Origin of the sequence: Rhodococcus gordoniae (assembly GCF_001646655.1) — a bacterium.
Lineage (GTDB): Bacteria > Actinomycetota > Actinomycetes > Mycobacteriales > Mycobacteriaceae > Rhodococcus > Rhodococcus gordoniae.
Genome location: NZ_LPZN01000015.1, coordinates 65,326 through 87,975 on the forward strand (window position 1 = coordinate 65,326; position 22,650 = coordinate 87,975).

Annotated in this window: 18 protein-coding genes; 11 read left to right on the forward strand and 7 right to left on the reverse strand. The window is 67.5% G+C overall.

The window, feature by feature from the left end; all coding sequences use genetic code 11:
* Positions 1-2: 2 nt before the first annotated feature.
* Positions 3-1,994: a hypothetical protein gene (locus A8G18_RS08625; RefSeq protein ID WP_245207808.1), complete on the reverse strand. Its 1,992-nt coding sequence runs from the start codon at positions 1,992-1,994 to the stop codon at positions 3-5.
* Between the two features lie 140 nt (positions 1,995-2,134).
* Between A8G18_RS08625 and A8G18_RS08630 the strand changes: the two genes are divergently transcribed.
* The 8 genes from A8G18_RS08630 to A8G18_RS08665 all read left to right on the forward strand — a co-directional run bounded on the left by A8G18_RS08630 (position 2,135) and on the right by A8G18_RS08665 (position 10,374).
* Positions 2,135-3,280, forward strand: coding sequence for a glycosyltransferase family 4 protein (locus A8G18_RS08630; protein ID WP_064063542.1), 1,146 nt, complete (start codon positions 2,135-2,137; stop codon positions 3,278-3,280).
* Positions 3,277-4,389 (forward strand): glycosyltransferase, encoded by a 1,113-nt coding sequence (locus A8G18_RS08635; RefSeq protein ID WP_064063543.1) that lies wholly within the window; start codon positions 3,277-3,279, stop codon positions 4,387-4,389. The genes A8G18_RS08630 and A8G18_RS08635 overlap by 4 nt, the downstream gene beginning before the upstream one ends.
* Before the next feature lie 83 nt (positions 4,390-4,472).
* A complete protein-coding gene (locus tag A8G18_RS23015; protein ID WP_016933265.1) occupies positions 4,473-4,634 on the forward strand; it encodes a hypothetical protein in 162 nt (53 codons plus the stop codon).
* Positions 4,635-5,217: 583 nt separating this feature from the next.
* Positions 5,218-5,856, forward strand: a complete 639-nt coding sequence (locus A8G18_RS08645) for a hypothetical protein (protein ID WP_016935452.1) — start codon at positions 5,218-5,220, stop codon at positions 5,854-5,856.
* Positions 5,857-5,967: 111 nt separating this feature from the next.
* Positions 5,968-6,741, forward strand: coding sequence for a GNAT family N-acetyltransferase (locus A8G18_RS08650; protein ID WP_064063545.1), 774 nt, complete (start codon positions 5,968-5,970; stop codon positions 6,739-6,741).
* A 91-nt stretch (positions 6,742-6,832) separates the two neighbouring features.
* Positions 6,833-8,446 (forward strand): hypothetical protein, encoded by a 1,614-nt coding sequence (locus tag A8G18_RS08655; protein WP_064063546.1) that lies wholly within the window; start codon positions 6,833-6,835, stop codon positions 8,444-8,446.
* A 38-nt stretch (positions 8,447-8,484) separates the two neighbouring features.
* A complete protein-coding gene (locus tag A8G18_RS08660) occupies positions 8,485-9,132 on the forward strand; it encodes a phosphate signaling complex PhoU family protein (protein ID WP_064063547.1) in 648 nt (215 codons plus the stop codon).
* A gap of 42 nt (positions 9,133-9,174) precedes the next feature.
* Complete coding sequence (locus A8G18_RS08665) at positions 9,175-10,374, forward strand: MalY/PatB family protein (RefSeq protein WP_064063548.1); 1,200 nt, start codon at positions 9,175-9,177, stop codon at positions 10,372-10,374.
* 3 nt (positions 10,375-10,377) lie between these two features.
* On the opposite strand, the gene A8G18_RS08670 is transcribed toward A8G18_RS08665, so the two are convergent.
* Entirely contained in the window at positions 10,378-11,502 is a 1,125-nt protein-coding gene (locus tag A8G18_RS08670) for a GH39 family glycosyl hydrolase (RefSeq protein ID WP_064063549.1), read from the reverse strand.
* A 163-nt stretch (positions 11,503-11,665) separates the two neighbouring features.
* Here A8G18_RS08670 and A8G18_RS08675 point away from each other — a divergent pair, with 163 nt between their 5' ends.
* Positions 11,666-12,748 (forward strand): GNAT family N-acetyltransferase, encoded by a 1,083-nt coding sequence (locus tag A8G18_RS08675; protein WP_016931914.1) that lies wholly within the window; start codon positions 11,666-11,668, stop codon positions 12,746-12,748.
* On the opposite strand, the gene A8G18_RS08680 is transcribed toward A8G18_RS08675, so the two are convergent.
* Genes A8G18_RS08680 through A8G18_RS08695 form a run of 5 tightly spaced genes read right to left on the reverse strand, consistent with a single transcriptional unit; the run spans position 12,749 to position 19,471 of the window.
* Positions 12,749-13,816 (reverse strand): cellulase family glycosylhydrolase, encoded by a 1,068-nt coding sequence (locus A8G18_RS08680; protein ID WP_016931913.1) that lies wholly within the window; start codon positions 13,814-13,816, stop codon positions 12,749-12,751. It lies immediately after the preceding gene.
* Positions 13,817-13,841: 25 nt separating this feature from the next.
* Complete coding sequence (locus A8G18_RS08685; RefSeq protein ID WP_232284657.1) at positions 13,842-15,389, reverse strand: oligosaccharide flippase family protein; 1,548 nt, start codon at positions 15,387-15,389, stop codon at positions 13,842-13,844.
* 13 nt (positions 15,390-15,402) lie between these two features.
* Complete coding sequence (locus A8G18_RS08690; RefSeq protein WP_026002796.1) at positions 15,403-16,485, reverse strand: glycosyltransferase family 4 protein; 1,083 nt, start codon at positions 16,483-16,485, stop codon at positions 15,403-15,405.
* Entirely contained in the window at positions 16,368-17,768 is a 1,401-nt protein-coding gene (locus A8G18_RS22735) for an O-antigen ligase family protein (RefSeq protein ID WP_147290697.1), read from the reverse strand. Before A8G18_RS22735 ends, A8G18_RS08690 begins: the two co-directional genes overlap by 118 nt.
* Positions 17,765-19,471, reverse strand: a complete 1,707-nt coding sequence (locus A8G18_RS08695) for a serine aminopeptidase domain-containing protein (RefSeq protein ID WP_245207809.1) — start codon at positions 19,469-19,471, stop codon at positions 17,765-17,767. The genes A8G18_RS22735 and A8G18_RS08695 overlap by 4 nt, the downstream gene beginning before the upstream one ends.
* Positions 19,472-19,654: 183 nt before the next feature.
* Here A8G18_RS08695 and A8G18_RS08700 point away from each other — a divergent pair, with 183 nt between their 5' ends.
* Both A8G18_RS08700 and A8G18_RS08705 read left to right on the forward strand, forming a co-directional pair.
* Complete coding sequence (locus tag A8G18_RS08700; protein WP_064063551.1) at positions 19,655-20,770, forward strand: glycosyltransferase; 1,116 nt, start codon at positions 19,655-19,657, stop codon at positions 20,768-20,770.
* A 353-nt stretch (positions 20,771-21,123) separates the two neighbouring features.
* Positions 21,124-22,623, forward strand: coding sequence for a sugar transferase (locus tag A8G18_RS08705; RefSeq protein WP_064063552.1), 1,500 nt, complete (start codon positions 21,124-21,126; stop codon positions 22,621-22,623).
* Positions 22,624-22,650 lie beyond the last annotated feature (27 nt).

Consider the following 22,650-nt stretch of genomic DNA (forward strand, 5'->3'; position numbering starts at 1 on the left):
GTTCACCGCGACTGCGGGCGGCGCCGGCGGGAGAGCGCCCACACCGCGGCGCCTGCCGCACCGGCGACGAGCAGGACGACACCCGCGACGACCACCGCGGTCACCGTGCTGTTCGTTCCCGACGACGCCGCGTCCACGCCGTCGTCCTGGGTCCGGGGATCGATGAGGGTGATCGGATCGCGGTCGGGCGCGGTGAACAGCACGCTGCCCTCGAGCTCGAACCAGCGGCCGGGCTCGGCGGAGAGCCAGTCGATCGTCCGATCGAGTTCTTCGGGGACGTCGGTGGACGTGGCGACCAGCACGGTGCGTCCGTCCTCGCGCACGACCTGCACGGAGGCGAAGTCCACCTCGGTGCCGAAGGTGAGGCTGGTGCTCTCGCCGGTGGCGTCGCGGACCTCGAACCGGCGGTCCTCGGTGCGGACGAGCGGCAACTCCGACTGCAGTCGGTCGGGGATGACGCCGTTCGCCGCCACGACCAGTGCGGGCGCCGACGAGGCGAGCGCGTCGTCGATCGACACCCAGGTCGGATCCAGCGGGCGCGTGGTGAGCGACTGGAGCCCGGCGACGAGTTCGACGGCACGTCCGACGTCGACGAGTGTGCGAGCGGCGGTGGCGACGTTCAGCTGCGGCATCAGGGTCTGGGGCAGCGACGGAAATCCGGCGGGAACGGGCGGGTCGGCGACGGTGCTCGACACGCGGCTGTCGCCGTCGATACGGAGGGTGACGGGTTGCTGGAGACCGCACTGCTCCTGGGAACCGGTCGTGCGGAGCGCGACGGTGATGTCGGTGAGGCGCCCGAGGGACGAGTTCGGCACCGTGACCATGCGGTCGATGACACCGCTCGAGTCGGCTGCCCATGCGTCGAGCTGGACGTCACCGGCCGAGACGGTGATCAGCCCACCCTGGGTGGCGGGAAGCGGGGTGTAGGAACCCTTCAGATCGATGGCGACATCCCGGACGGGTCGGCCGAACTCGGCCTGATCGAGGAACAGATGTACGTCGGCGATGCCGAGACCGCTCGTCTCGAGATCGGACACCCGCAGGTCGTACAGGGTGGTCGAGTCCGGAGCAAGGATGGGCGGGACGTCGAAGGTGCCGACGGCCACGTCGGAGCCCACGGCGAAGCCGGACAGGACGCTGTTCACCAGGCGCCCCTGGTCGAGAAGGGTCTCGGCATCGCCTCGGACGTACAGGGCGGGAGGCCCATCGGGAATCGTGCCGATCTCCACACCCGTCTCCTCGCCTTCGCGGACGACGATCTGCCGGACGAACGGACTGTCGGCGGCCGGGGGAATGCCGTTCGGCGGCAGTTCACGCACGTCCACCGGCACCTGACGTCCCGAATAGCGCGCGGTCACGCCGGCGGCGAGATCCAGGGTGACGGTCGACTCGGCGTCCGTCGGTTCTTCTGTCAGATACAACTCGAGGCGTTCGAGGACGGGCGGCAGATAGTCGGCGACCACCGACGGGAGCGTAGGGGTACCGGCGTACCGGATCACACCGTCGTGCAGTCGTACCGAACCGAGGGTCCAGTCGTCGGGGCAGATGTTGTCGACTGCGGTCAAGGTCAGCCCCAGCGAGATCACCGCGGCGTCGTTCTCCACCTTCGCGCCGGTGAGCGGAATCGACAGGGGCACGATGTCGCCACCGGCCGGCAGTTCCACGCGGGTGAGCAACCGTCCGTCCGAGGTGACGTCGATCCATCCGCGCGCGACGTTCGTGGGCAGTTGGGCTGTGGTGTCCAGGAGAGCGGGGGTATTTCCGGGAGGGACCGGAATTGTGAGCGTGACGACATCGGAATTGCCGCGGAATTCCAGCTTCGGGCCGAGCCCCAGATTGCGGGTCGGGAATGCGACCTCGCCCGGCGAGGCCGGTTCCGTCGGCTCGAGATCCTGTGCTGAAGCAGTAATCGGGTTCGCGCACAACGCTATCGAGGCGGCAAGTGCCAGCATCAGGCTACGGCGGGAACGGCGACCGGTTCGGTGGAATGTCACCCGAACAGCGTATTGTGTCGGATCACGAAAGTATTGCAGGCGCGTCGGCAATTCGTTATGACGTTGCTCTGTTGTAACGAAACGAGGGCCGGTCCCGATTTCAGCCGACGACCCCGAACCGGACGAAACAGGAGGCACCGGTGGCGGAACCGCTGAAGGCGTTGTTCGTGAACGAGAACATCGGTGGACACGCTACGGTGCACCATTCGCTCCGGCGGGCGTTCGTCGAACGCGACGACATCGAGGTGGAGTTCCTCGACGCCCACGGTCCGGGATTCGTGGGCAAGGTGTTCCGCGCGCCGGTGCCCGGACTCGATCGGCTCGATCTCGACCTCCAGGCGCTGCGCGGGCAGCTCGTGCATTCCCGGGGGCTGAGGCGTCGGCTGCAGGAACGTCTTGCCCAGGGAGACATCGACGTCCTCCACGTCTACACCCAGAACTGCATGCTCGGTTCGGCCGACCTGATGCGGACTCGTCCCACGGTGGTCACGACGGACAGCACCAACGAACTCAACGCTTATCTGATCCCGTATCGCACGGCGACCCGGTTCACTCCGTTCGCGGTGCGCGCAGCGGTCCGCTTCGAGCGTCCGGTGCTGGATGCCGCGGACCTGGTGATTGCCAACGGCCGGCGCACCGCCTCGTCGCTGACCGGGGCGACGTACGGATTGCCCGCCGAGAAGGTGCTGACGATGGCACCCGGGATCTGGTCGCCCTTTCTCACCGGGGAACGGGCATTGCCCGATCGTTCGCGGCACCGGCGTCCCACCGTCGTCTTCATCGGCACCAGCATGGAACGCAAGGGCGGCAGCACTCTCCTGCGGCTGCACCAGCAGTACCTGAGGGAGACGTGTGATCTGGTGCTCGTCACACGTGATCCTGTTCCGGATCTGCCGGGTGTGCGGGTGGTGGGTGATCTCGTGAGCGGTGACGACCGATTGTGGGACATCCTCGCCGAAGCGGACCTGATGTGCTTCCCGTCCGGAATGGACCAGGCACCCAACGTGATTCTCGAAGCAGGTGCGGCCGGACTTCCGGTCGTCGCGTCGACGGTGGGGTCGATCCCCGAGATGGTCGTCGACGGCGAGACCGGGCTTCTCGTCGAACACACCGACGACGAGGCGCTCCTCGCGGCACTCCGGATGTTGCTCGCCGACGGGGTGCGACGACGCAGCATGGGCGCGGCAGCGCACGCGCGGATCGCCGAACTGTTCGATATCCGCACGACCGCCGCGCGACTGACGGAGCTGCTCGGCCGGGTGCACAGGAGGGTCGTGGCGCGGTGAGCGCTTCGCTGCTGTTCGTCGCGCACACCGGTGAGCGGTCGGGTGCCGAGAAGGTGATGCTGGCGCTCGTCGACGTCGCCCTCGCACAAGGCCTGCGAGTCACCGTGGCGTGCCCCGATGGACCCCTGGCCGAGGCGCTCCCGGCCGGGTGCGTGCACGTCGGGTTGCCACGCCTGGGCATGTGGGGTCAGACGGGAACCGGGCGGATCACGGGCCTGGCGAGTCTTCCGGTGCGGTGGCTGGGGGGCGCGCTCCGGCTCCGGCGCGTGCTCGCCGCCGAGCGACCACAGGTGGTGTGCAACTCGTTGTTCGCGTTGCCATCCCTGCGATTCGCTGTCGCAGGTACATCCCATCGCGAACGTGCGAGGTGGCTGGTGCACGACACTCTGTCGTCACGGAAGCAACGCCTCGTCGCCCGCCTCGGCAGAGCAGCGGTGGCGGGGGCCGTAGCGGTCTCCCGCGCCACCGCGGCTCCGGTCCGCGAATGCGGATATCCGGTCGTCGTTGCGCCGAACGGCGTTCCGGTGCCGGCTGCACCGTCCCTCACGGCCCGTCGTGCCGACTCGGCCGTGCGGGTGGGCATCCTGGCGTCGGTGACGGAGTGGAAGGGGCATCGGGTTCTTCTGGATGCGGTCGCCGAGGTGCCCGAAATCTGCCTCGACGTGGCAGGTACGCCGTTTCCTGGCGACGAAGCGTTCCTCCACGAGTTGCGCCGCCGCGCAGAGCGCTCCGACCTGCGTGGACGCGTGTCGTTCCTGGGGCAGGTCGACCCGGCAGAGGTATTCGCGGTCTGGGACGCGTTGGTCTCGGCCAGTATTGCACCGGAGGCCGGGCCGCTGGGAGTGCTCGAGGCGATGGCGTACGGTGTGCCCGTCGTCGGTACCGATCACGGAGGCACCGCCGAATATCTGTCCGACGGCGCGGGACTGCTGGTGCCGCCCGGTGACGCGAACACCCTGGCCGCGGTGTTGCGCCGGATCGTCGCCGAACCCGAACTACGAACCGAGCTCGTCGTCACCGCGCGTCGCAGGGTGGAGGACCATCACGATATCGAGGTGACGCTGCCGGCCATGGCGAACGCGCTCTGGGCGACCGGCGTCACGTTGTGAGCCATCCTCGAGTATTGCTTTTGCAACCATGTTGTGATCTCCGGTGTTTGGTGTTGGCGGCGGATTCGCGCACACTGTGAGCCATGTGGGTGTGGATCGCATCGGCGCTGGCGGCGTGGTTGAGCCTTTCGGCTCTCGGCGCGCTCGCGGTCGGTCGGTTCCTGTTCGTCTCCGAGAGGGAGGAACAACTCGTCGAGATGCAGCGCGAGCAGCGTGATTCTGCGAATCCTCCCGTGAGTTCCTGACACGCCGCATCACCGCCGACGCGGTACTCGCGAGTAACAATTTTTCGTGTCTAGACTCGGTTCCGCGTCGTCCTCCTGTCCCCCCATGTGAGGACGACCGCACGGGTCGGTTACCCCCATCACCGGTCCGTGCCGAAGCCCCGGCCGATCCACCACCACGATTGCCGGGGCTTCACCTATTTCCGGCGGGGATATTCTGTCGCTCCTGACCGAGCGGACTCCCCGCTCTGCGATCGCCTGCGCACGGTACCGATGGCTGCTGCGTGCCGGGCGGATGGCGCAGGAGCTGCCGGACATTTTCGGTACCGCGCTCGGTGCGGTTGTTCGGGACCGTAAGGGGGTCAACGGTTTTCCGGAAATCGCTACGCTCGGGCAGTGGGTGCGCGAGCTCGTGGATCCGGCTCGTGCTCTCGGGCACGTCGCTCGTGCCGCCCGGACCGACGATGCCCCTCGTCGCGACAGTACCGACATCTCGCGGTAACGTTCCGGTATATGTGCCCGCGTTCTACGCGCGTCGGGCACGGTCGACGGCGTGCCGTTCACGAAGCGGTCGCCGACATCGAAAATACGGGGAGGAAAATCGATGAATTCTGTTGCGAAGAAGGCTGCCGTCGCAGCGTCGGGTGCCGCACTGCTGGCACTGGCAGTGCCGGGCATCTCGTCCGCTGCGGGGCCGAACGTATCGGCGAATGTGGAGAACGGCGCCATCGTCGTCGACTTCGATCTGAGCCGGGCGGACGTCGATCGCGGCGTCACCTGCGTCACCTACGTCCTGAAGCCGGGCACCGTCGACACGGCCGATCCGTCGGGCCGCATCGATGCGCAGCCCGCCGGCACGAGCTTCTCGGTGACCAACACCAGCACCTCGAGCGCGCTGTACATCAGGGACGGCGCACCCGCGCAGGCCGGCCCGGAGGCGATCACCGACGGCACCTACAACGTCTTCTGGGGCTGCCAGGACGCCTCGGGTACGCAGTACGAGAACATCTTCGACGCGTCCGGTCGCCCCTTCACCGGGGGGATCCCCGTGACGGTCGGCGGCGGCGAGTCCGCCCCGCAGGGCGAGTCGGCTCCTGCTCCGCAGGCGAAGTCGGCACCGCAGACCCAGGTCGCTCCCGAGTCCGGCCAGGTGCCTCAGACTCCCGAATCGGAGCAGGAGCCCGTGGATCCTCTCCAGTTCGTGATCAAGTTCCTGCGCGATCTGATCGGCAACCAGTCCTGATCCTCGAGCACGTCCGTATCGGCGGCACCCCCAGGGGTGCCGCCGATGCTGTTTCTGTAGTGGCCCGGAGAAGGCAGTCCGAGAGTGCGTGAGCCGTGGAAGGGAGAATGTGTGGAGGCCGCTTCGACCGCGTCGGGTCTCACATCGTTGCCGCAGCTGCGTCGTTCCTACGGTGAGAGTCTGCGTCCACTGACGTCCGGCGGGGGCTGGTCCGCCGGTGACGGCTGGTGGGTGGGCATCACCGGTGCCCCCGACCCCGACTACAACCTCGCTCTCGTCCACGGTGGCGATGTCACCACCCGGGTACAACACGTCTACGAGACCCTGACGAAAGCCGGCAACCCGTCGATCGTCCTGCTCGCCGGAGACGGACTCGGTGCTGCGCAGGTCCTTGCCGACCACAGTTGGGTGTGTGCCGGATCGTTGGATCTGACCTGTCTCGTGGCTCATGACGCTCCCGTCGACCCGGGCTTCCGAACGCTCGGTGAAGCCGATATGGCGGATGCCCGCGAACTCGCCGCCGGGACGTTCGGGATCGCGCCCGGGACTGCTGCCGTCGCCTACGCCGATGCCATGGCACGGACCCCCGGCGTCGAGGTGGTCGGCATCGTCGAGGACGGGGATCTGCAGTGCTGTGCGCTGCTCGTGGACAGTGGGGCGATCCGGACGGTGTGGTCGCTCGGAACTCACCCGGGACGCCAACGGCGCGGGTTCGCGAACCGGTTGATCAGAGCGGGCGCCGCCCACACCTACGCGCAGCGCGGCCCGGTCGCGATGTGCGGGCTCACCAGGCCGCGCGTCACACCGCTGTATCTCGCCGCCGGAGCACGCGTCGCGGAGACCTGGCAGATGTGGTCGCGTCCGCGTTGGCTGCTCGGCAGTTGACGGACTGTACGGACGAGTAACGTTTGCCCGATTCGGTGCGACACACTGTCGACCTGCCCAGTGAAGGGCGACAGCGAAAGGCCAGTGCATCGTGTCCGAACGAAGCATCCGCGACGCCGAACTGCGTCGCGAACTCGGTGTCCCACCGACCGTCGATCTCGTGGGTCATGCCCGCGATCTCGCCCGTGTGGCCGTGCCCGCCGCACTCGTTGCCGCCCTCGCCGCGGTCGCGGTGTTCTTCGTTCGTGACAACGGTCCCGGTGTGTACGAATCATCGCTCGTCGCGGAGATCCGCTCGGCGTCCGCGGTGTCCGGATCCGACGCGACGCTCGGGCAGCTCATCGCGCCGTACGTCGCACTGTCTCAGGACTCGGCGGTCGTGGCCGCGATCGCGACCGAGGCGAACGACGACCCTGCGGGACTTTCATCGAGGATCGACGTGGGGTACGGCTCGTCACCGACCTTGCTCACCGTGACCGCCCGAGCCGAGTCCCAGGCCTCTGCAGATCATCTCGCACAGGTCGTCGTCACCCAGCTCGACCGCGCGCAGACCGATCGGAACCGGGCAGCGCTCGATGCACGCATCGCCGAACTCGACGCCATCGTCGGCGGACTGCGTACCGACCTCGCCGCGAGCACCGCGGCCGGCGAGGAGGGTACGGCCGACCCGGCGGTGCAGGCCGACCTCGATGCCCGCCTCGAACAACTCCGCCAGGCACGCTCGGGCGCAAGCCTCGAATACCTCCAGGTGCTGTCGGTGCCGGCAGGCAGTGGGGCGAAGGTGTCGCCTCAACCTCGGGCCGAAGCCGCGGTGGCGTTCCTCGCCGTATTCGTCCTCGTCGCCGAGTTGCTGGTCGCGCTGAACGGGCGCTTCGGCGCGACGAACAATGCGGCATGGGCCCGGCGCGTCGCGCGTCGCTACCGCTCGGCCGTGCAGGTGGAGAGAGACGCCCGGACGACTCTGCCGCTCGACACTGTCGTCATGCTTCGGCAACGTGTGTCGCTGGGCGACTCCGTACTGCTTCTGCACGGGGGCGGCGTGACCATCGAGACCGATGCATTCGCCGACGTCGACGATCGGTTCGTGAGTTGCGGGATCGGCGATCAGTGGTGGACACGAGTGCCCACCGAAGGGCTCGCGCTCGCCGTGGTCGTGCTGCAGGCCGGGGCGGAGGAGCGTGCGGAGACAGAGGACACCCTCCGTGCGCTGGCGGAGATCGAGGTGCCCACGCGTCTCGTCGTGCTCGGTGCCGGACGCGAGTGGATGCCCCTGCTCCCGGCTCGCCGTCGCGGCCCGGCCGTGGAGACCGCTCCCTACGACCCGGCACCCGTACCGTCCGCTCCGGCCCGGGCCGGAGCGCGGAACAGCAGGGCTACGCGGAACAGCAGGGCTACGGCAAGCACTGGGAGACGTCGCCACGTCCCTGACCCGGTTTCCGCTCGAGTTGAATCCCTACCCCGACACGCTATAGTGATGACGGTCACTCCAGGGGATGGGTGTGGCCTGCGCAGCCGAGCACATCGGCGTCACGACGAGGGAATCGATTTGTCTATCTGCATTGCCGGCACCCCGCAGCACAGCACCGCGACGCCGGGAAGCACCGAATGGATCAAGGCTCATCTCGCCCGCATGGACGACGACGTGAGCTCTGTATCGTCCACCGAGGACGTCGCCGCAGAGAGCGTCGTCGACGCGCGTCGTTAGGCTCCTGGTCGACGACTGCGACGAGGAGGGAGCGAGACATGAGGGAATTGTTCCGAGGGCAGCTCGACGACCTGGTCGGACGCCTCGGCGAGCTTGCAGCGGTTGCCGCCGAAGGGCTCGACCTGGCCACGCACGCGTTGTTCGACACCGATCTCGACGCAGCTCAGGCCGCCCTCGATCTCGACGCGCGGATCGCCGAACTCGACACCGACTGTTCCGAGCGAGCGGTACGGATCCTCGCCCTGCAGGGTCCCGTGGCCGCCGACCTGCGGTTGGTGTTCTCCGCGGTTCGTATCACCGGCGATCTCACCCGGATGGGTGAGCTGAGCCTGCACATCGCGCGGGTCGTACGGCGCCGCCATCCCGAGTCGCTGGTCTCCGACCTTCTGCGCGAGGATCTTCGCCGGATGGCCGAGCTCGCGGCGGAGATCGTTGCGATCCTGCGCGACGCATTCACCGACTTCGACCTCGAGACGATCAAGGGCACCCATGCCATCGAGACCGAACTCGATGCGGTGCACTCGCGACTGCTCGCCCTGCTCGAGAGCCCCGAGTGGGACGGGGATATCCGGACGGCGGTCGACACTGCACTCCTCGCGCGTTTCTACGGGCGTTTCGGCGACCAGGCCGTCGACGTCGCCGATCGGTTGATCTTCTTCGTCACCGGCCAGCGACCGGCGGCCTGACTTCGGCGCGCGGAGCGCCGGGAACCATGCGATTCTTTCCCCGTGACCAGCGACGAGCGCCTCTCGGTCGGCGGTCCTGGCGTGCCCGGGTTCGACGACCTCGACTTCGACGCCCTGGCGGCGCGGTCCGGTGCCAAGTGGGCACGGGCGGCAGCCGGTGGGCTGACTCCCGCATGGGTCGCCGACATGGATTTCCCGGTCGCACCGCCGATCGCGCGTGCGCTGCACGAGTTGGTCGACCGTAGCGATCTCGGCTATCCCGACTGGTTCCACGGCACGCCGCTGCGCGAGGAGTTCGCGCAGCGCATGCGCACGCGCTACGGCTGGGCACCCGATCCCGGTGCCGTCCGTGAACAGACGGATCTCATCCAGGCACTACAGCTCGTGCTGCATCTGAGCACCACGCGCGGGGACGCGGTGGCGATCCAGACACCGAGCTATCCGCCGTTCCTGGCGTCGCTGCGGCGGATGGGACTGCAGCAGATCGACTTTCCGTTCGTCGATCGAGGAGACGGGTGGGTGCTCGACTTCGAGACGTTCGAGCCGTTGGTGGCGCGGCGTCGTCCGCGGGTGCTGGTGCTCGTCGATCCGCACAACCCCACCGGGCGGGTGCTCACACGTGAGGAACTCGAGCGGATAGCCGACCTCGCCGAACGGTTCGACATGCTCGTCGTCAGCGACGAGATCCACGCCGAGCTGATCTACGAACCGCATCGGCACATCCCGTTCGCGTCGCTCGGGCCGCAGGTCGCTGCGCGCACCGTCACGCTCACCTCTGCGAGCAAGGCGTTCAATCTCGCAGGGATGCGGTGCGCGGTGGTGCACTACGGGTCCGAGACCCTGCTGAAGCGCCGGGACGCGGAACCCTTCGACCTGTACGGGACGGTCTCGGTTCCGGGAGTGGCCGCCACGCTCGCGGCGTGGCGTGAGGGCGACGCGTGGCAGCGCGATCTGCTGCGCGTCCTCGACCGGAATCGCCGGCGGGTGGACGAGGTTCTGCGCGAACGGATCCCGGCCTTGCGGCATCACCTGCCGCAGGGCACCTACCTGACGTGGTTGAACACCGGACCGCTCGGCATCGACGATCCGGTGTCGACGGTGCGCGATCGAGGACGCGTCCTCGCCGACGGCGGGGTGCGGTTCGGCTCCGGAGCGCGCAACTTTCTGCGCATCAACTTCGCGACGTCGGCGCCGATTCTCGATCGGATCCTCGACGGGGTCACCGACGCGTTCGGCTCCTGATGATCACCAGACCGGATCCACTGCGGGCGGGGTCGTGATCTCGAGCGAATCGCTCACGGTCGTGCATGCTTGTGCGGCCGAAGCGACAACGGCGCGTGAAGGTTTCGCCGTGAAGTTCTGGTAGAGCAAGCCGAAGTTCTGCTCTACATCGGCTTGGTTCGTCCCGCGGTCGCGCATCGAGTAGACGAACACCTTCTGCACCCAGCCCAGCCGGCGTGCCTCTGCGATGCCGGCTGCGATGATGTCCGCCTGCCGTTGTGCGCTCACTGCGTTCGAGGCGGTTCCGGTCGGGGCGCCGAACTCCGTCGCCCAGATCGGGGTGGCCGCGTCGCCGTACTGCACCATGGTGTCGCGCATCAGGCGCATGCGATAGAAGGTGTTCCAGCTCTGTGTGCTCGCGTCGTTCGGCAGCGCCGGATAGCTGTAGGGATGGATCGACAGGATGTCGAAGTACTGCTGTGCACCTCGTGCGTAGAGCTGTTGCACATAGGTGACCGGTGAGATGTTGGTGCCGTCGTCCACAGCGGGGGCGAGGCCACCGTTGAGGATGCGCGCGCCGGGTTGCACGGACTTGATGGCCGGTGCCGCCGCCGCGAGCAGTTCGACATATTTCCCGATGTCGGCCCGGGGCCGGAAGAAACCGGTCAGATTCGGTTCGTTCCAGATCTCCCAATGGCTCACACGGGTCGAATAACGTTGCGCGACCTGGCGGGAGAAGGTGGCGAACGCCGCCGGATCGGCGGGATATCCGTGGGTGTCGGCTCCGCCCGCGACGCGCGCCCAGGCCGGCGTGTACGCGATGATGCCGACCACTTCGAGTCCGCGTGTGCGAGCGCGGTCCACCACGCGGTCCGGGATCGACCAATTCTGTTGCCCGCGGTTCGGTTCGATCACCGACCAGTCGATGTCCACGCGCAGCCACCGAGCGCCCACCGCACGGATCGCATCGAGTTCGCGGTCGAGTTCGGTGTCCGGCAGGTACATCAGCGGGGCGCCGGCCGCGATGCCGATGTCATCACTCCCGCAGGTCGTCGGTGGAGTCGGTTGGATCGGTGGGGCGCACGCTGCGAGTGCTGCGAGGGAGCACGCGAGGACTGCGGTAAGTATGGCGCGTGCTGGACGACCCATCGACTCTCCTGTGGTAGAACGGACAATTCGGGCATCGGTCGTAACGTCGCGCCACCGATCTACGATTCTTCTCGTGGAGCGAGCGGCAGACCGATGCCGCGAATTCACTGTAACGAGGAGAGGACCGAAAGATGCAGGATTCGTGGACTGAAGAATCCGGTGCATGCGCACCGTGAGTTTCGAGATCCACGATGAGGCATCGGCCACCCGGCTCTTCACGGAATGGGACGACCTCGCGCAGGAGCTGGGACAGCGTGTCGCGACCCGGCCTTCGTACGCGCTGGCCTGGAACCGAATGGGACGCGGACGATCGGCGGTGTGCACCGTCCGGCGCGGTGGCCGACTCGTCGGACTCGCGCCCCTGCACGCCCGCACCCGACTCGGGGTCACCGCGCTCCGGCTGCCGGCCCACGGCCTCGCGACGATAGGAACCTTCCTCGCGACCGACGAGGCGGCACTCGCCGATCTGCTCGACGGCATCGCCGACCGGAACATGGCATTGCAACTCGACCACGTCGATCTCACCGACCCTCTTGTGGAGATGCTGCAGGCGTCGCCTCGGTGGAGCGTCGACATCGTCGGAACCGAACGATGCCTGACCATCGATCTCGCCACCGGTGCCGGCGCCGAATCATTGCGCGGTCGACGCACACTGAAGACGCTGTCCCGACTGGAACGTTCGCTGGCAAGGGAGGGCACCCCGGCCTCCGTCGACGTGGTGTGCGATCCGGACCATCTCGCGCAGAGATGGTCCGACATCACCGCGGTCGCTGCGGCCGCCGACGAGCACAGCGGACGCGACGATTTCTGTGCGCCTCCGTTCACCGCTTTCACCCGGCCGTTGCTCGACGCCGAGGCCCGTGCCGGAAGGCTGCTCGTCGTAGGTCTACTCGTCGGCGACCGGTGGATGGCCCACGAGATCATGTTCCGCACCGGCACGACGGCGGAGATGTGGATCGGCCGTTTCCATCCCGAGGTGCGCCGTCACCAGCCCGGACAGTTGCTGCAGCGACGGCTGACCGATCGGCACGACGAACTGGGCATCAACCGCTTCGACTATCTGCTCGGCACATCGGAATTCAAGGAGCAGTGGGCGAACGGTGATTACCGGGTGGGGCGGATCGTCGCCGTTCCCACTTCGCGACCGCACCACCGGTGGACCCTGCGCGCCGCGGACCTCGGAGCCGGTCTCGTCCGTCCCCTGCGCCTGGCCGCGCGCGACGCCCTCACGTCGAACCGTTCGTGATCAGAGGCAACCGGGAGTGACCGCCGCCGTGCGCAGCACGTCCCAGGCCGGTTTGGGCGACCCGTCATGCGCGAGGACCCCGAAGTTCTGCTCGCGATCGGACACGTCGGTGCCCCGGTCGAGGAGGCTGTAGACGAACAGCTTGTCGACGAATCCCAGCGCGCGCTGTTCGGTGATCCCGTCGCGCAGAATCTCCGCTTGCTCCGCGAACCCGACAGCGTCGGTGCCCGTTCCGGTGGGCGCCCCGATCTCCGTCGCCCAGATCGGCTTGTCGGAGTCTCCCCTTTCGACCATGACGGTGCGCATCTCGCGCATGCGGTAGAAGGAGTTCCAGTCGGACGTCGACGCGTCGGACGGCAGGGCCGGGTAGCTGTAAGGATGCATGCCCACCACGTCGAAGGTCCATGAAACACCCTGGTCGTACAGTTCGGTGAGAAACGTCGTGGGCGCGATGTCCGATCCGTTGTCGGTGGCGGGGGACAAGCCGCCGGTGACCACCACTGCTCCGGGGTCGACGTTGCGGATGGCATCCGACGCCGCAACGAGCATCTCCGCGTACGCGCCGACATCGGGTTGCGGGGTGAAGAAGGCCGTCAGGTTCGGCTCGTTCCAGATCTCCCAGTGCGTGACGGTGTCGGAATAACGATCGGCGACGTCGCCCGCGAAGCGTCCGAACTCGCCGGGGTCGGCGGGCATGCCGTGCGTGTCCTCGGGCTCGACCTCGGATGTCCGCGCCCAGCGCGGGGTGTGGGTGAGCAGGCCCAGCACCTGCAAGTCGTGCGACTCGGCCGCGGCGACGACGCGGTCGGTGCCGCTCCAGTCGAAGCGACCACGCGCCGGTTCGATGATCGACCAGTCCATGTCGAACCGGATCCAGCCGGCACCGCTGTCGGCGACCGCCGACATGTACGCCCCGAGATCGGTGTCGTCGAGGGTATCCAGGCCGGAGCCGGTCGCAATTCCCAGGCTTCCGCCCGTCAGATCGGTCCGGCAGTCGCGTGCCTCGGTGCTCTGGGTGCACGACAGAGCGAACACACCGACGAGGGTGACGACGGCGCGGAGTGGCATGGACCGCGGAAGGGACACTGCAACCTCAACGGGACTTGACGAGACCGACGAGGCCGAGCCCGCCGGTGATGGGAAGGACGTGGGTTCCGGCCAGAACACAGACTGCCGAGATGACGGCGGTGACGGGCCAGGGGAGATCGTAGCGCTCCGCGAACAGCGACATCCACACGGCCACCGCAACACCCAGCAGTGCGATCGCGCAGGTCTCTGCGAAGGGGAACAAGCGCCCGATCCGCACCGTACGGGCCACGACGATCCAGATCGCAACGAGCATCGCGGCCTCGGTGAGCGCGGTCGCCAGAGCTGCCCCGTCGAACGACATGCGGGGGATGAGCACGAGGTTCGCGCAGACGTTCCCGACGAGCGCGGCCGCTGCGACCCAGGGATACACCCGGTGTCGAGCGGTCGCGATGAGCACGGTGAGACCGAGTTGGGTGAGCATCGACAGGGCACTGCCCAGTACCAGTAAGCGCGAGGCGTCGGCGGCGTCGGCGAACCGATCGCCGTAGAGGAGAGAGAGGACGCCGTCGGCCGAAGGCCAGAAGGCGGCAGCAGCTGTTGCACCCAGCACCGCGAGGAGCATCGCCGCCTCACGTGTGCGGTGGCGGAACTGTTCGCTCTGCGCCGGCCAGGTCGCGACCAGCAGCGTGGTCACGGGACCGACGACCGTCGACGAGACCATCGACAGAAGATCGGCGAACTTGTAGCCGACGGTGTACAGACCTACCGAGTCGAAGGTGTCCATGCGGCCGAGCATGAGGATGTCGACTTTGGACAGCACCGTGAGCAGAGCGAAACCGATGCTGAGCGGGATCGCTTCGACGAGCATCTCCCGCCAGCGCCACAACTGGGCGCGCGCGGCGGGCAGGGGGCCGGCCTTCCCCGCACGTACGCCGCGCACGAGAATGCCCGCCCCGGCGATTTCGTTGATCACGGCCGGCACCACGAGTACGAGCAGCACCGGATTCCACAGCACGGCAGCGATGGTGGCGATCAGTTGGGCGAGTTGGCCGAAGGTCTCGGCTACAGCCACCGATGCCATCCGCAACCGGCTCTGATACATGACGGACAGGGCGTTGTTGGGAGTCGCGATCACCACGACGAGCCCCGCGATCACCGTCGCCCAGACGACATCGGAGGAGTATCCGAGGAGTAGTACGTACCCGATGGCCAGTGCGTAACCGAGCAGACCGAGCACGCCACGCAACGCGATGAACGCGGTGGTGACGTAGGAGACCTCCCACGGATTGCATTCGACGAGCTTGGCGAGCACCACGCGGCCCACGCCGAGATCGGTGACGACGGACAGCAACCCGAGCAGACCGAAGACGAAGGAGAACTTGCCGAAGTCGTCCGGTGCCAGCGCGCGGGCGACGATCATCGAACCGGCCCAGCCCATCGACGCGACGGCGAGCCGGCTGCCGAGCATCACGACGGTGTTGCGCCGCGCGGCACGCCCGTCGAGCCGGGGTGTCCGGGGTTCGTGGAGAGTGCCCCCGGGGTCGTGCGCCGCGGCGATCCGTTCCATCACGACGGTCTCGGCCATGCGGTCGGCCAGCGAATGTCTGCCCACGGCGGCGGCCTTCTCAGATTCTCAGGCCTGCGATGCGGTAAGCGTCGCGCGTGAGCTCGGCGGTGCGCCTCCAGGTCGAGGTCGCGGCGACCTCGCGTCCGCGTGCGCGCAGCGCATCGGCGGTATCGGTGTCGTGGACGACCACCCGCAACGCCGCGGTCCACGATGTCTCCGTGTGTTCGGTGACGAGCAGTGCTCCGTCGTCGACGATGTCGGGCAGGGCACCGACGGCGCTCGTCACCACCGCGCCCCCGCACGCCATCGCTTCGAGCGGCGGCAACCCGAAACCTTCGTAGCGCGAGGCGTACGCGACGGCGCTCGCCGCGGCATACAGTGCCGGGAGGTGTGCGGTGGGAACGTAACCGAGACCGATCGAACCGGCCGGCGCGTCGGGGCCGGTGGACCCGGCCCCGGCCAGCACCAGGGGGATGTCGAGGATGCGGCACGCGTCGGCGACGAGCGCGACGTCCTTGCGGGGTTCGACGGTGCCGACCTGCAGGACGAACCGTTCGGGCAGCCGGTAGGCCCTGCGGATACCCCGTACCTTCTCGGGGGTGGGAGGTTTCGCCCACACCGCGGGTGCGAGCGGGGTGACCACGGCCTCGCGACCGCACAGGGCGTGCAGACGTTCGGCGGTGAAGTTCGAGACCGCGACGAGCACGTCCGCTCGCCTCATGGCATCTCGCAACAGGGCGCGCTCACCGGCCGCACGATACTTGCCGAATGCCCACGGGGTGTCGAAGACGGCCAGATCGTGGAACGTCGAGACGGTGACGCCGGAACACCGAACAGGGACGTCGACGTCGAGACTGTGGAACAAGTCGACGCCCCACACGGGCATCTTGGCGTAGAGCATCCGTCGCACTCCACCGGCGACCGGCCGCACGTGCGGGGCCACGCGAAACGGCAACTCGCCCGTCGCGTCATGTTGCACGGAGGCTCGCAGCGCCGCTGCGGGGAGCAGGAGGTCGAGCGCGTTCAGGAGTTCCCGGACGTAGGTCTGGACGCCACTACCGGACGGACGGAGTGCGAGGGCGCCGAATCCGATGTGGGGGGCAAGTTTCGGTGAAGTGACCAGCGTTGGGTCAGTGCGCATCCGACAGTTCCTAACAGTAGCCAGAAATAGACGTCGAGAGGGAAGATCTCGAGATAGGTCGCCACCGTGGAGGCGATCGCTGCCGCGACGATCGTGCCGCTGACACCGAGTGCGAGGGCGGCATCCTGCCCGCTCATGATCCGCGATGCGCGCAGTGTCGAGACCGCGGCGCACACGAGCACGAGAACGAACAACCACACGCCCAAGGGGCCCAGTTCCACGGCGAGCTTCATGTAGTAGTTGTCGGGCTGATAGGGCATGAACCCGAACTGCACTGCGGCGTGCAACGACAGATCCGACAGCATGGGGTTGCCGTCACCGAGATTCTTGGACGCGGCCGAGCCGGTCGCGCCGAGTCCCTGGCCGAAGGGGTGCACCCACAGTGACGACATGGTCTGCGACCATCCGTCGCCGCGTTCGCCGAGACTCGACGAGGAGAACAGCGTTGCGAGAACCGAACTCGGCGCAGCGACGAGGACGATCGGCACGAGCGCCGCGATGCTGCCGAAGGCGAGGAACAACGCCCGGTAGCGGTGGATCGCGAACCACAACAGGGCGACCGCCAGCCCGATATAGCTGGCGCGCACGATGGTCACACCCATGCCGAGCAGCATGATCGGCGTTGCGCACAGGAACACCTTGTTGCGGAGTCGATGCGGGTCGGCGAACGCTACTGCGCAACCGACGATCAGGGAGATCATGACGAACAACCCGAAGGCGAACGGCGTGGTGAAGGTGCTGAAACTGCGCAGGATCCCACCGGTGGTGCGGAGATGCTCGTCCCAGCGATAGCCGAGTTCGGCGAGTCGCTCTCCGCCGATGACCTGCTGTGCGAGACCGACCACCGCGGTCAGTACCCCCATACCCATGACGATCGTGACGAGGCGATCGCGGTCGCGGGCGTCGAAGGGCGCACGCCACAGGATGACAGGGATGACCAGATAGAAATACGTGATCTTGAGCGCCGTGATGCCGGCGAGTCCGGAGACGGCAAGAGCGGACAGTACGCCCATCGCCACCCAGGCGGCCACAGCCGGCCACCACGGATACGACGGAGCGGGAAGTCGGCGACGGTACGGACTGACGAATGTGGCTGCGAGAGTGAGGAGGAGAACGCCTTCCTTCCATGGCGCGAGTGCCTGCCCGCCGGGCACGATCGTCAGCAGACCGTGCAGCGGAGTGAGGGCCGCGACGATCAGCAGACCGTTCTGCGCTCGTAGATACAAGAGCGCGAACAGCGCGATCACTGCCGGAAGGGCGAGCAGCAGGACAGGCGTCGTCACGAGGCGCGCTCACTGTTCATCGGCTCGACCGGCACTGTCCCGAACTCGCCGAGGATGGTGGAAGTGACAGCAGACCTGAGGAATTCACGGCCGTCGCGGTGATAGCCGCCGTGGTCGCCCACCGGTCCGGCGATGATGTGACCGGTGAATCCGCGGCGTCGCAACCGCATCAGGCCCTCCCCTCCGCGCTGGGATTCGAAGGAACGATGATCCTGGGCCGACAGCACGACCGTGGTCGAAACGTCTGCACGTCGCAGCGCTTCGAGTACGACTTCGGGCACCTGTGTGACGCCGAACCACCCGAGCAACAGCCACAGCCGGTACGGGAGATGTTTCTGCGCCCACGGTTTGATGCGGGCGCGAAGAGGAACGGAACTGTTGTCGACCTTTCCGGGCGCTTCGGGTGCAGGGGGAGCGAGCATGTTCCGCAGTGACTTCCGTCGATGGGTCGACCACAGGATCATGTTCACGAGTACAGCGGTGCGCGCGTGCCCTCGGATGCCGACCCATGCCGCGTACCATGCTCCGGAGCACAGTCCCGTCACGACGAGATCCCGTGGGGCGACGCCGAGGGAGGCGACGGCATCTTCTGCGTCGCGATCGGACGTGTCCGAGTACAGCGGAGTGGGGGCCGCTCTGTGCGCCGTGCCGGTGTCGCCCACGCCGGTCCTGTCGAAACGTATCGAGGAGACGCCGTGCGCGGCGAGACTGCGCGCGAGTTCGACCCACAGTCGGCTCGGCCCTACCCGGTGTTCGTACGCGGTCCCGAAGAACAACACCGTCGAACCGGCGGAGCCCGCGCCTCTCACCCCCTGGGTCCGAAGAGCGAACATCGAGTTCGGGCCGAGGTACTCCGCGCTTTCCGTGATCGGAACTCCGGTGTCGGTCGTCGCGACCACCGCATGTTTCCGGTCGGGGAAGCGGATTTCCGTGGTCGAGCTCGGTGCGGCAGCACCGATCCAGTCGGCGATGCGGCCGAGGTGACCGGTCGGGATCGCCGGGTGGAGGGTGCTGGGTGTGGTGAAGGACTCATGGCCGTGCAAGGAGAGCTCATCTGCCTCGAGTGCTGCGGCGAGCCGGGCGACCGCTGTGGTTTCACGGGCCGCGGGCCGGGTGGCAAGCAGGGTTCGTGCGCCGGCCAGAGAGCGTGGATCGATCCTCAGAGCGCCGAGCGCCTCGGCGGCCTCGGGGGCGAGCACTCCACCGATCATCGACACCCGTGGATCGTCGGGGTGGTCCATGCCGAGGGCGAGGCGATAGAGAACGCGTTGTTCGCGTAGGAATGCGCGTCCCGAAACGATCGGATCCCACAGGACTGCGGCATCGACCGGACCGCACTGCGGTAGCGAGGTGGCTGCGATCAGTGCTCCCGCGCGCAATCCCACGACGGTGACGTGTGCGGCGCCGCCGGCACGTGCGGTCGCGACCGCCGCGGCGACACTGCGTTGCCATGCCTCGACCGCATCGGGTGAATCCTGATCGCCCGCGGAGTCGCCGGTGCCCTCGTAGTCGAAACGCAATGCCGCGAGTCCGCGCTCGGTGAGTTGTTCGGCGAGGGCCTTGACCCCCCGATAGGTGTCGAGATGTTCCTTGCCGAGAGGCGGGCACAGCACCACCGCGCCGCGTGCGCGGCCGCCGGAGGGAAGGTGGACGTGGCCGAGGAGGGGAGACTCGGCGTCACCGAACCACGATGCGTATTGCACATCCACTCCGTGACCTCCACTGTCGAGGGGGTGAAAGACGGGGTGATTTCTCGACCCGTGGTTCAACCCTGAATCTTCTTGTCGTTCGGACGCATTCGGATCGAGGCACCACTCCGGCCCGTTACCGCTCACTCCCGGCAGGGTCATAAAGTACCCCTCGGACGATTCGGGGTTTTCGAAGGGATGGTTGTGCCTGGAATCCTGGTGCACGAATGGATCGCACGCGACGGAGGTTCGGAGAAGGTTCTCGACGAGTTCGTCCGCACCTTCCCCGACTCCGACGTGCTGTGCCTCTGGGACGACGCCGATCGGTATCCGGATCGGACGGTCCACGAGAGCGGCCTGGCGCGCACACCCCTGCGACGGAACAAGGCGCTTGCCCTGTCCGCCATGCCGTACGTCTGGCGGCGGCGACCCGGCTCGTACGACTTCGCGCTGGTCAGCTCGCATTGCTTCGCTCATCACGTCACCTTCCGGAGCGCCCCGAGCGGGTTCGAGAAGTTCGTCTACGTGCACACCCCCGCGCGCTATCTGTGGAATCCTGAGCTGGACGATCGGGGTGCCTCGCTCGCGGTGCGGTGCGCCGCGCCCCCGCTGCGGGCCCTCGATCGGCTCCGCGCGCGGGAGGGTGCGCACTTCGCTGCGAACAGCGATTTCGTGCGCCGGCGCATCGAGCGGGCCTGGGATGTCGAGGCGCGTGTGATCTTTCCTCCCGTCGAGACGACCCGCATCTCGTCGGTGCCCGACTGGCGTGATGAACTGCCCTCGGTCGAATCCGCCCTGCTGGAGAGGCTTCCCGAGATCTTCGTGCTGGGAGCATCGAGGTTCGTACCGTACAAGCGACTGGATTGGGTGATCCGGGCCGCCGACCTCGCCGGGGTGCCCTCGGTGATCGCGGGATCCGGACCGGAGGAGGGCCGGCTGCGGCAGCTCGCCGCCGAAGCGGCGGTGCCGGTTCACGTCCTCGCACGGCCGTCCGATGCTCTCCTCTACGCGCTCTACCAGCAGGCGCACGTCTATGTCTTCCCTGCGGTGGAGGATTTCGGGATCATGCCCGTCGAGGCGCGGGCAGCGGGAGCGCGTGTGATCGTCAATGCGCTCGGAGGTGCTGGTGAGACGGTTGCGGAGGGTGTCGACGGCCTGCGCTTCCACGAGGACACGGTCGAGGCCGTCGCCGAGTGCATCGCGGCGATCGACGCGGTGCCGAAGGGGGGTGACGGATCGGTGGCGCGGCTCTCCTCGGAGAACTTTCGCCGGCGTATCCGAGACTGGGTGGGCGAGAGGGTCGGACCGGGGTGACTCAGATCATGCTACCGACGAGTAGCTCTACTCTTGTCGGTGGTTCGTCCCTGTTGTACGGTTCTCCCGGGTCGGGAGCCGTAGGTTGGGATGGGGGATTGCCATGTCTCGATGCCGCCGACCGAACTCCGTTCGATGCTGCTCCCTCGTGCGTGGTCCCGCGAAATAGACCGACTCGCACTCTGTTCGGACCGTTTCGGTATCCGCTCGCGGGCGAATGTTGCCTGCGACACTGTGGTCGTTTGCACTGAAACGAAACTCGCACGTCGTCCGATCAAACGGACAAAAGCACCAAAACGACTATCGGGCTGTCGGGGCCACGCTGTTGGGTGGAGTAGGCAAGCAGGAGAAGCATGGGGATCGGACCCGAGTTGGCGCGCAGCAGTGTGCCGGCCCGCGATACGAGCGACGGTCGCGGGAGTGTCCCGCGCCGGCGCTGGCAGCGGAGTTACCGGAGGTCGTTGACGGTTACCGATACGGCGATCGTGATCGTGACCGTAGCTCTGGCACAGCAGGCCGGCTGGACCATCGATGGGGTGGCCCACAGTATCGGATCGGCTGCCGTGGTGGCGGGTATGTGGCTTGCGGTGCTCGCGCTCAACGGATCTCGCAAGGATCCGATCGTCGGCAGTGGCGAGGAGGAATACCGGCTCGTCACGAGGGCCACTGTGCAGACCTTCGGCTTGCTCGCCATCGCATCGTTCGTCGTCGACTCGTTCGCCACCGACCTGAACACGATTCGGGCCTATCTGCTGGTGGCTCTTCCCGTCGGACTGGTCACGTTGCCTCTCGGTCGGCGGTGGTGCCGTCGAGTGATCGAGCGGCGCCGCGTCCGGGGCGAATTCAGGACGTCGGTGCTCGTCGTCGGTTCCGAACACGCGGTGGATGCGATGGTCGGATCGTTCGTCCGCGACACCTCGGCCGGATACCGCGTCGTCGGCGTGTGCACCACCGGGCACACGGGCGACACCGACCGCGTCATCACCGTCGCCGGTCAGGAGATCCCGGTGCTCGGAGCGGAGACGGACGTGATCAACGCCGTCAAGCTCTCCGGCGCCGACACCGTCGCGATCGCGGCCGGAACCCACTGGGGCAACGGCGACATCGGCGATCTGGCCTGGGAGCTCGAGCCCTACCGCGTCGATCTCGTGGTGGCTCCCGGCGTCACCGACATCGCTCTGCCGCGACTGTCGATGCACCCCGTGGGCGGACTGCCGTTCGTGCACGTCGAGGAGCCGCAGTACCGCGGATCGCACCGGCTGGCCAAGACGACCTTCGACCTCGCGTGTGCGGTCCTTGCCCTGACGGTCGCGGCGCCGGGCATGCTCGTGGTCGCCGCGCTGATCAAACTCCAGGACGGCGGCCCGGTCTTCTACCGGCAGGAACGCGTCGGACTGGGCGGCACGGTCTTCCGGATGTGGAAGTTCCGGTCCATGGTCGTCGACGCCGACCGGATGGTCGATACAGTTCGCACGCAGACCGGGCAGGACGACGCGACCTTCTACAAGTCCGCCCGCGATCCGCGGATCACGCCCGTGGGACGGTTCATCCGCCGCACCAGCATCGACGAACTGCCCCAGCTGTTCAACGTCCTCGCCCGCGACATGAGTCTCGTCGGCCCACGTCCCCTCGCGGTCGGTGAGGGGGAGAAGATCCCGGGCTTCGTTCCCCGCCGCATCCTGGTGCGTCCCGGCATGACGGGACTGTGGCAGGTCTCCGGCCGATCCGATCTGGCCGAAGCCGACCGTATCCGGCTCGACCTGTTCTACGTGGCGAACTGGTCGATGGTGCAGGACCTGCTCATCGTCGTGAAGACGGTGCGGGCGGTGCTGGCGAGCGACGGCGCCTACTGACCCGGCCGGGTGGCGGGGTTTCGCGGT

What these genes read in the sequence shown, in the direction of transcription:
- A8G18_RS23015 (WP_016933265.1), top strand. Translation starts at nt 4,473, where the DNA reads ATGTGGGTGTGGATCGCATCGGCGCTGGCGGCGTGGTTGAGCCTTTCG.
- A8G18_RS08645 (WP_016935452.1), top strand. Translation starts at nt 5,218, where the DNA reads ATGAATTCTGTTGCGAAGAAGGCTGCCGTCGCAGCGTCGGGTGCCGCA.
- A8G18_RS08660 (WP_064063547.1), top strand. Translation starts at nt 8,485, where the DNA reads ATGAGGGAATTGTTCCGAGGGCAGCTCGACGACCTGGTCGGACGCCTC.
- A8G18_RS08670 (WP_064063549.1), bottom strand. Translation starts at nt 11,502, where the DNA reads ATGGGTCGTCCAGCACGCGCCATACTTACCGCAGTCCTCGCGTGCTCC.
- A8G18_RS08675 (WP_016931914.1), top strand. Translation starts at nt 11,666, where the DNA reads ATGCGCACCGTGAGTTTCGAGATCCACGATGAGGCATCGGCCACCCGG.
- A8G18_RS08680 (WP_016931913.1), bottom strand. Translation starts at nt 13,816, where the DNA reads ATGCCACTCCGCGCCGTCGTCACCCTCGTCGGTGTGTTCGCTCTGTCG.
- A8G18_RS08690 (WP_026002796.1), bottom strand. Translation starts at nt 16,485, where the DNA reads ATGCGCACTGACCCAACGCTGGTCACTTCACCGAAACTTGCCCCCCAC.
- A8G18_RS08700 (WP_064063551.1), top strand. Translation starts at nt 19,655, where the DNA reads ATGGTTGTGCCTGGAATCCTGGTGCACGAATGGATCGCACGCGACGGA.
- A8G18_RS08705 (WP_064063552.1), top strand. Translation starts at nt 21,124, where the DNA reads ATGGGGATCGGACCCGAGTTGGCGCGCAGCAGTGTGCCGGCCCGCGAT.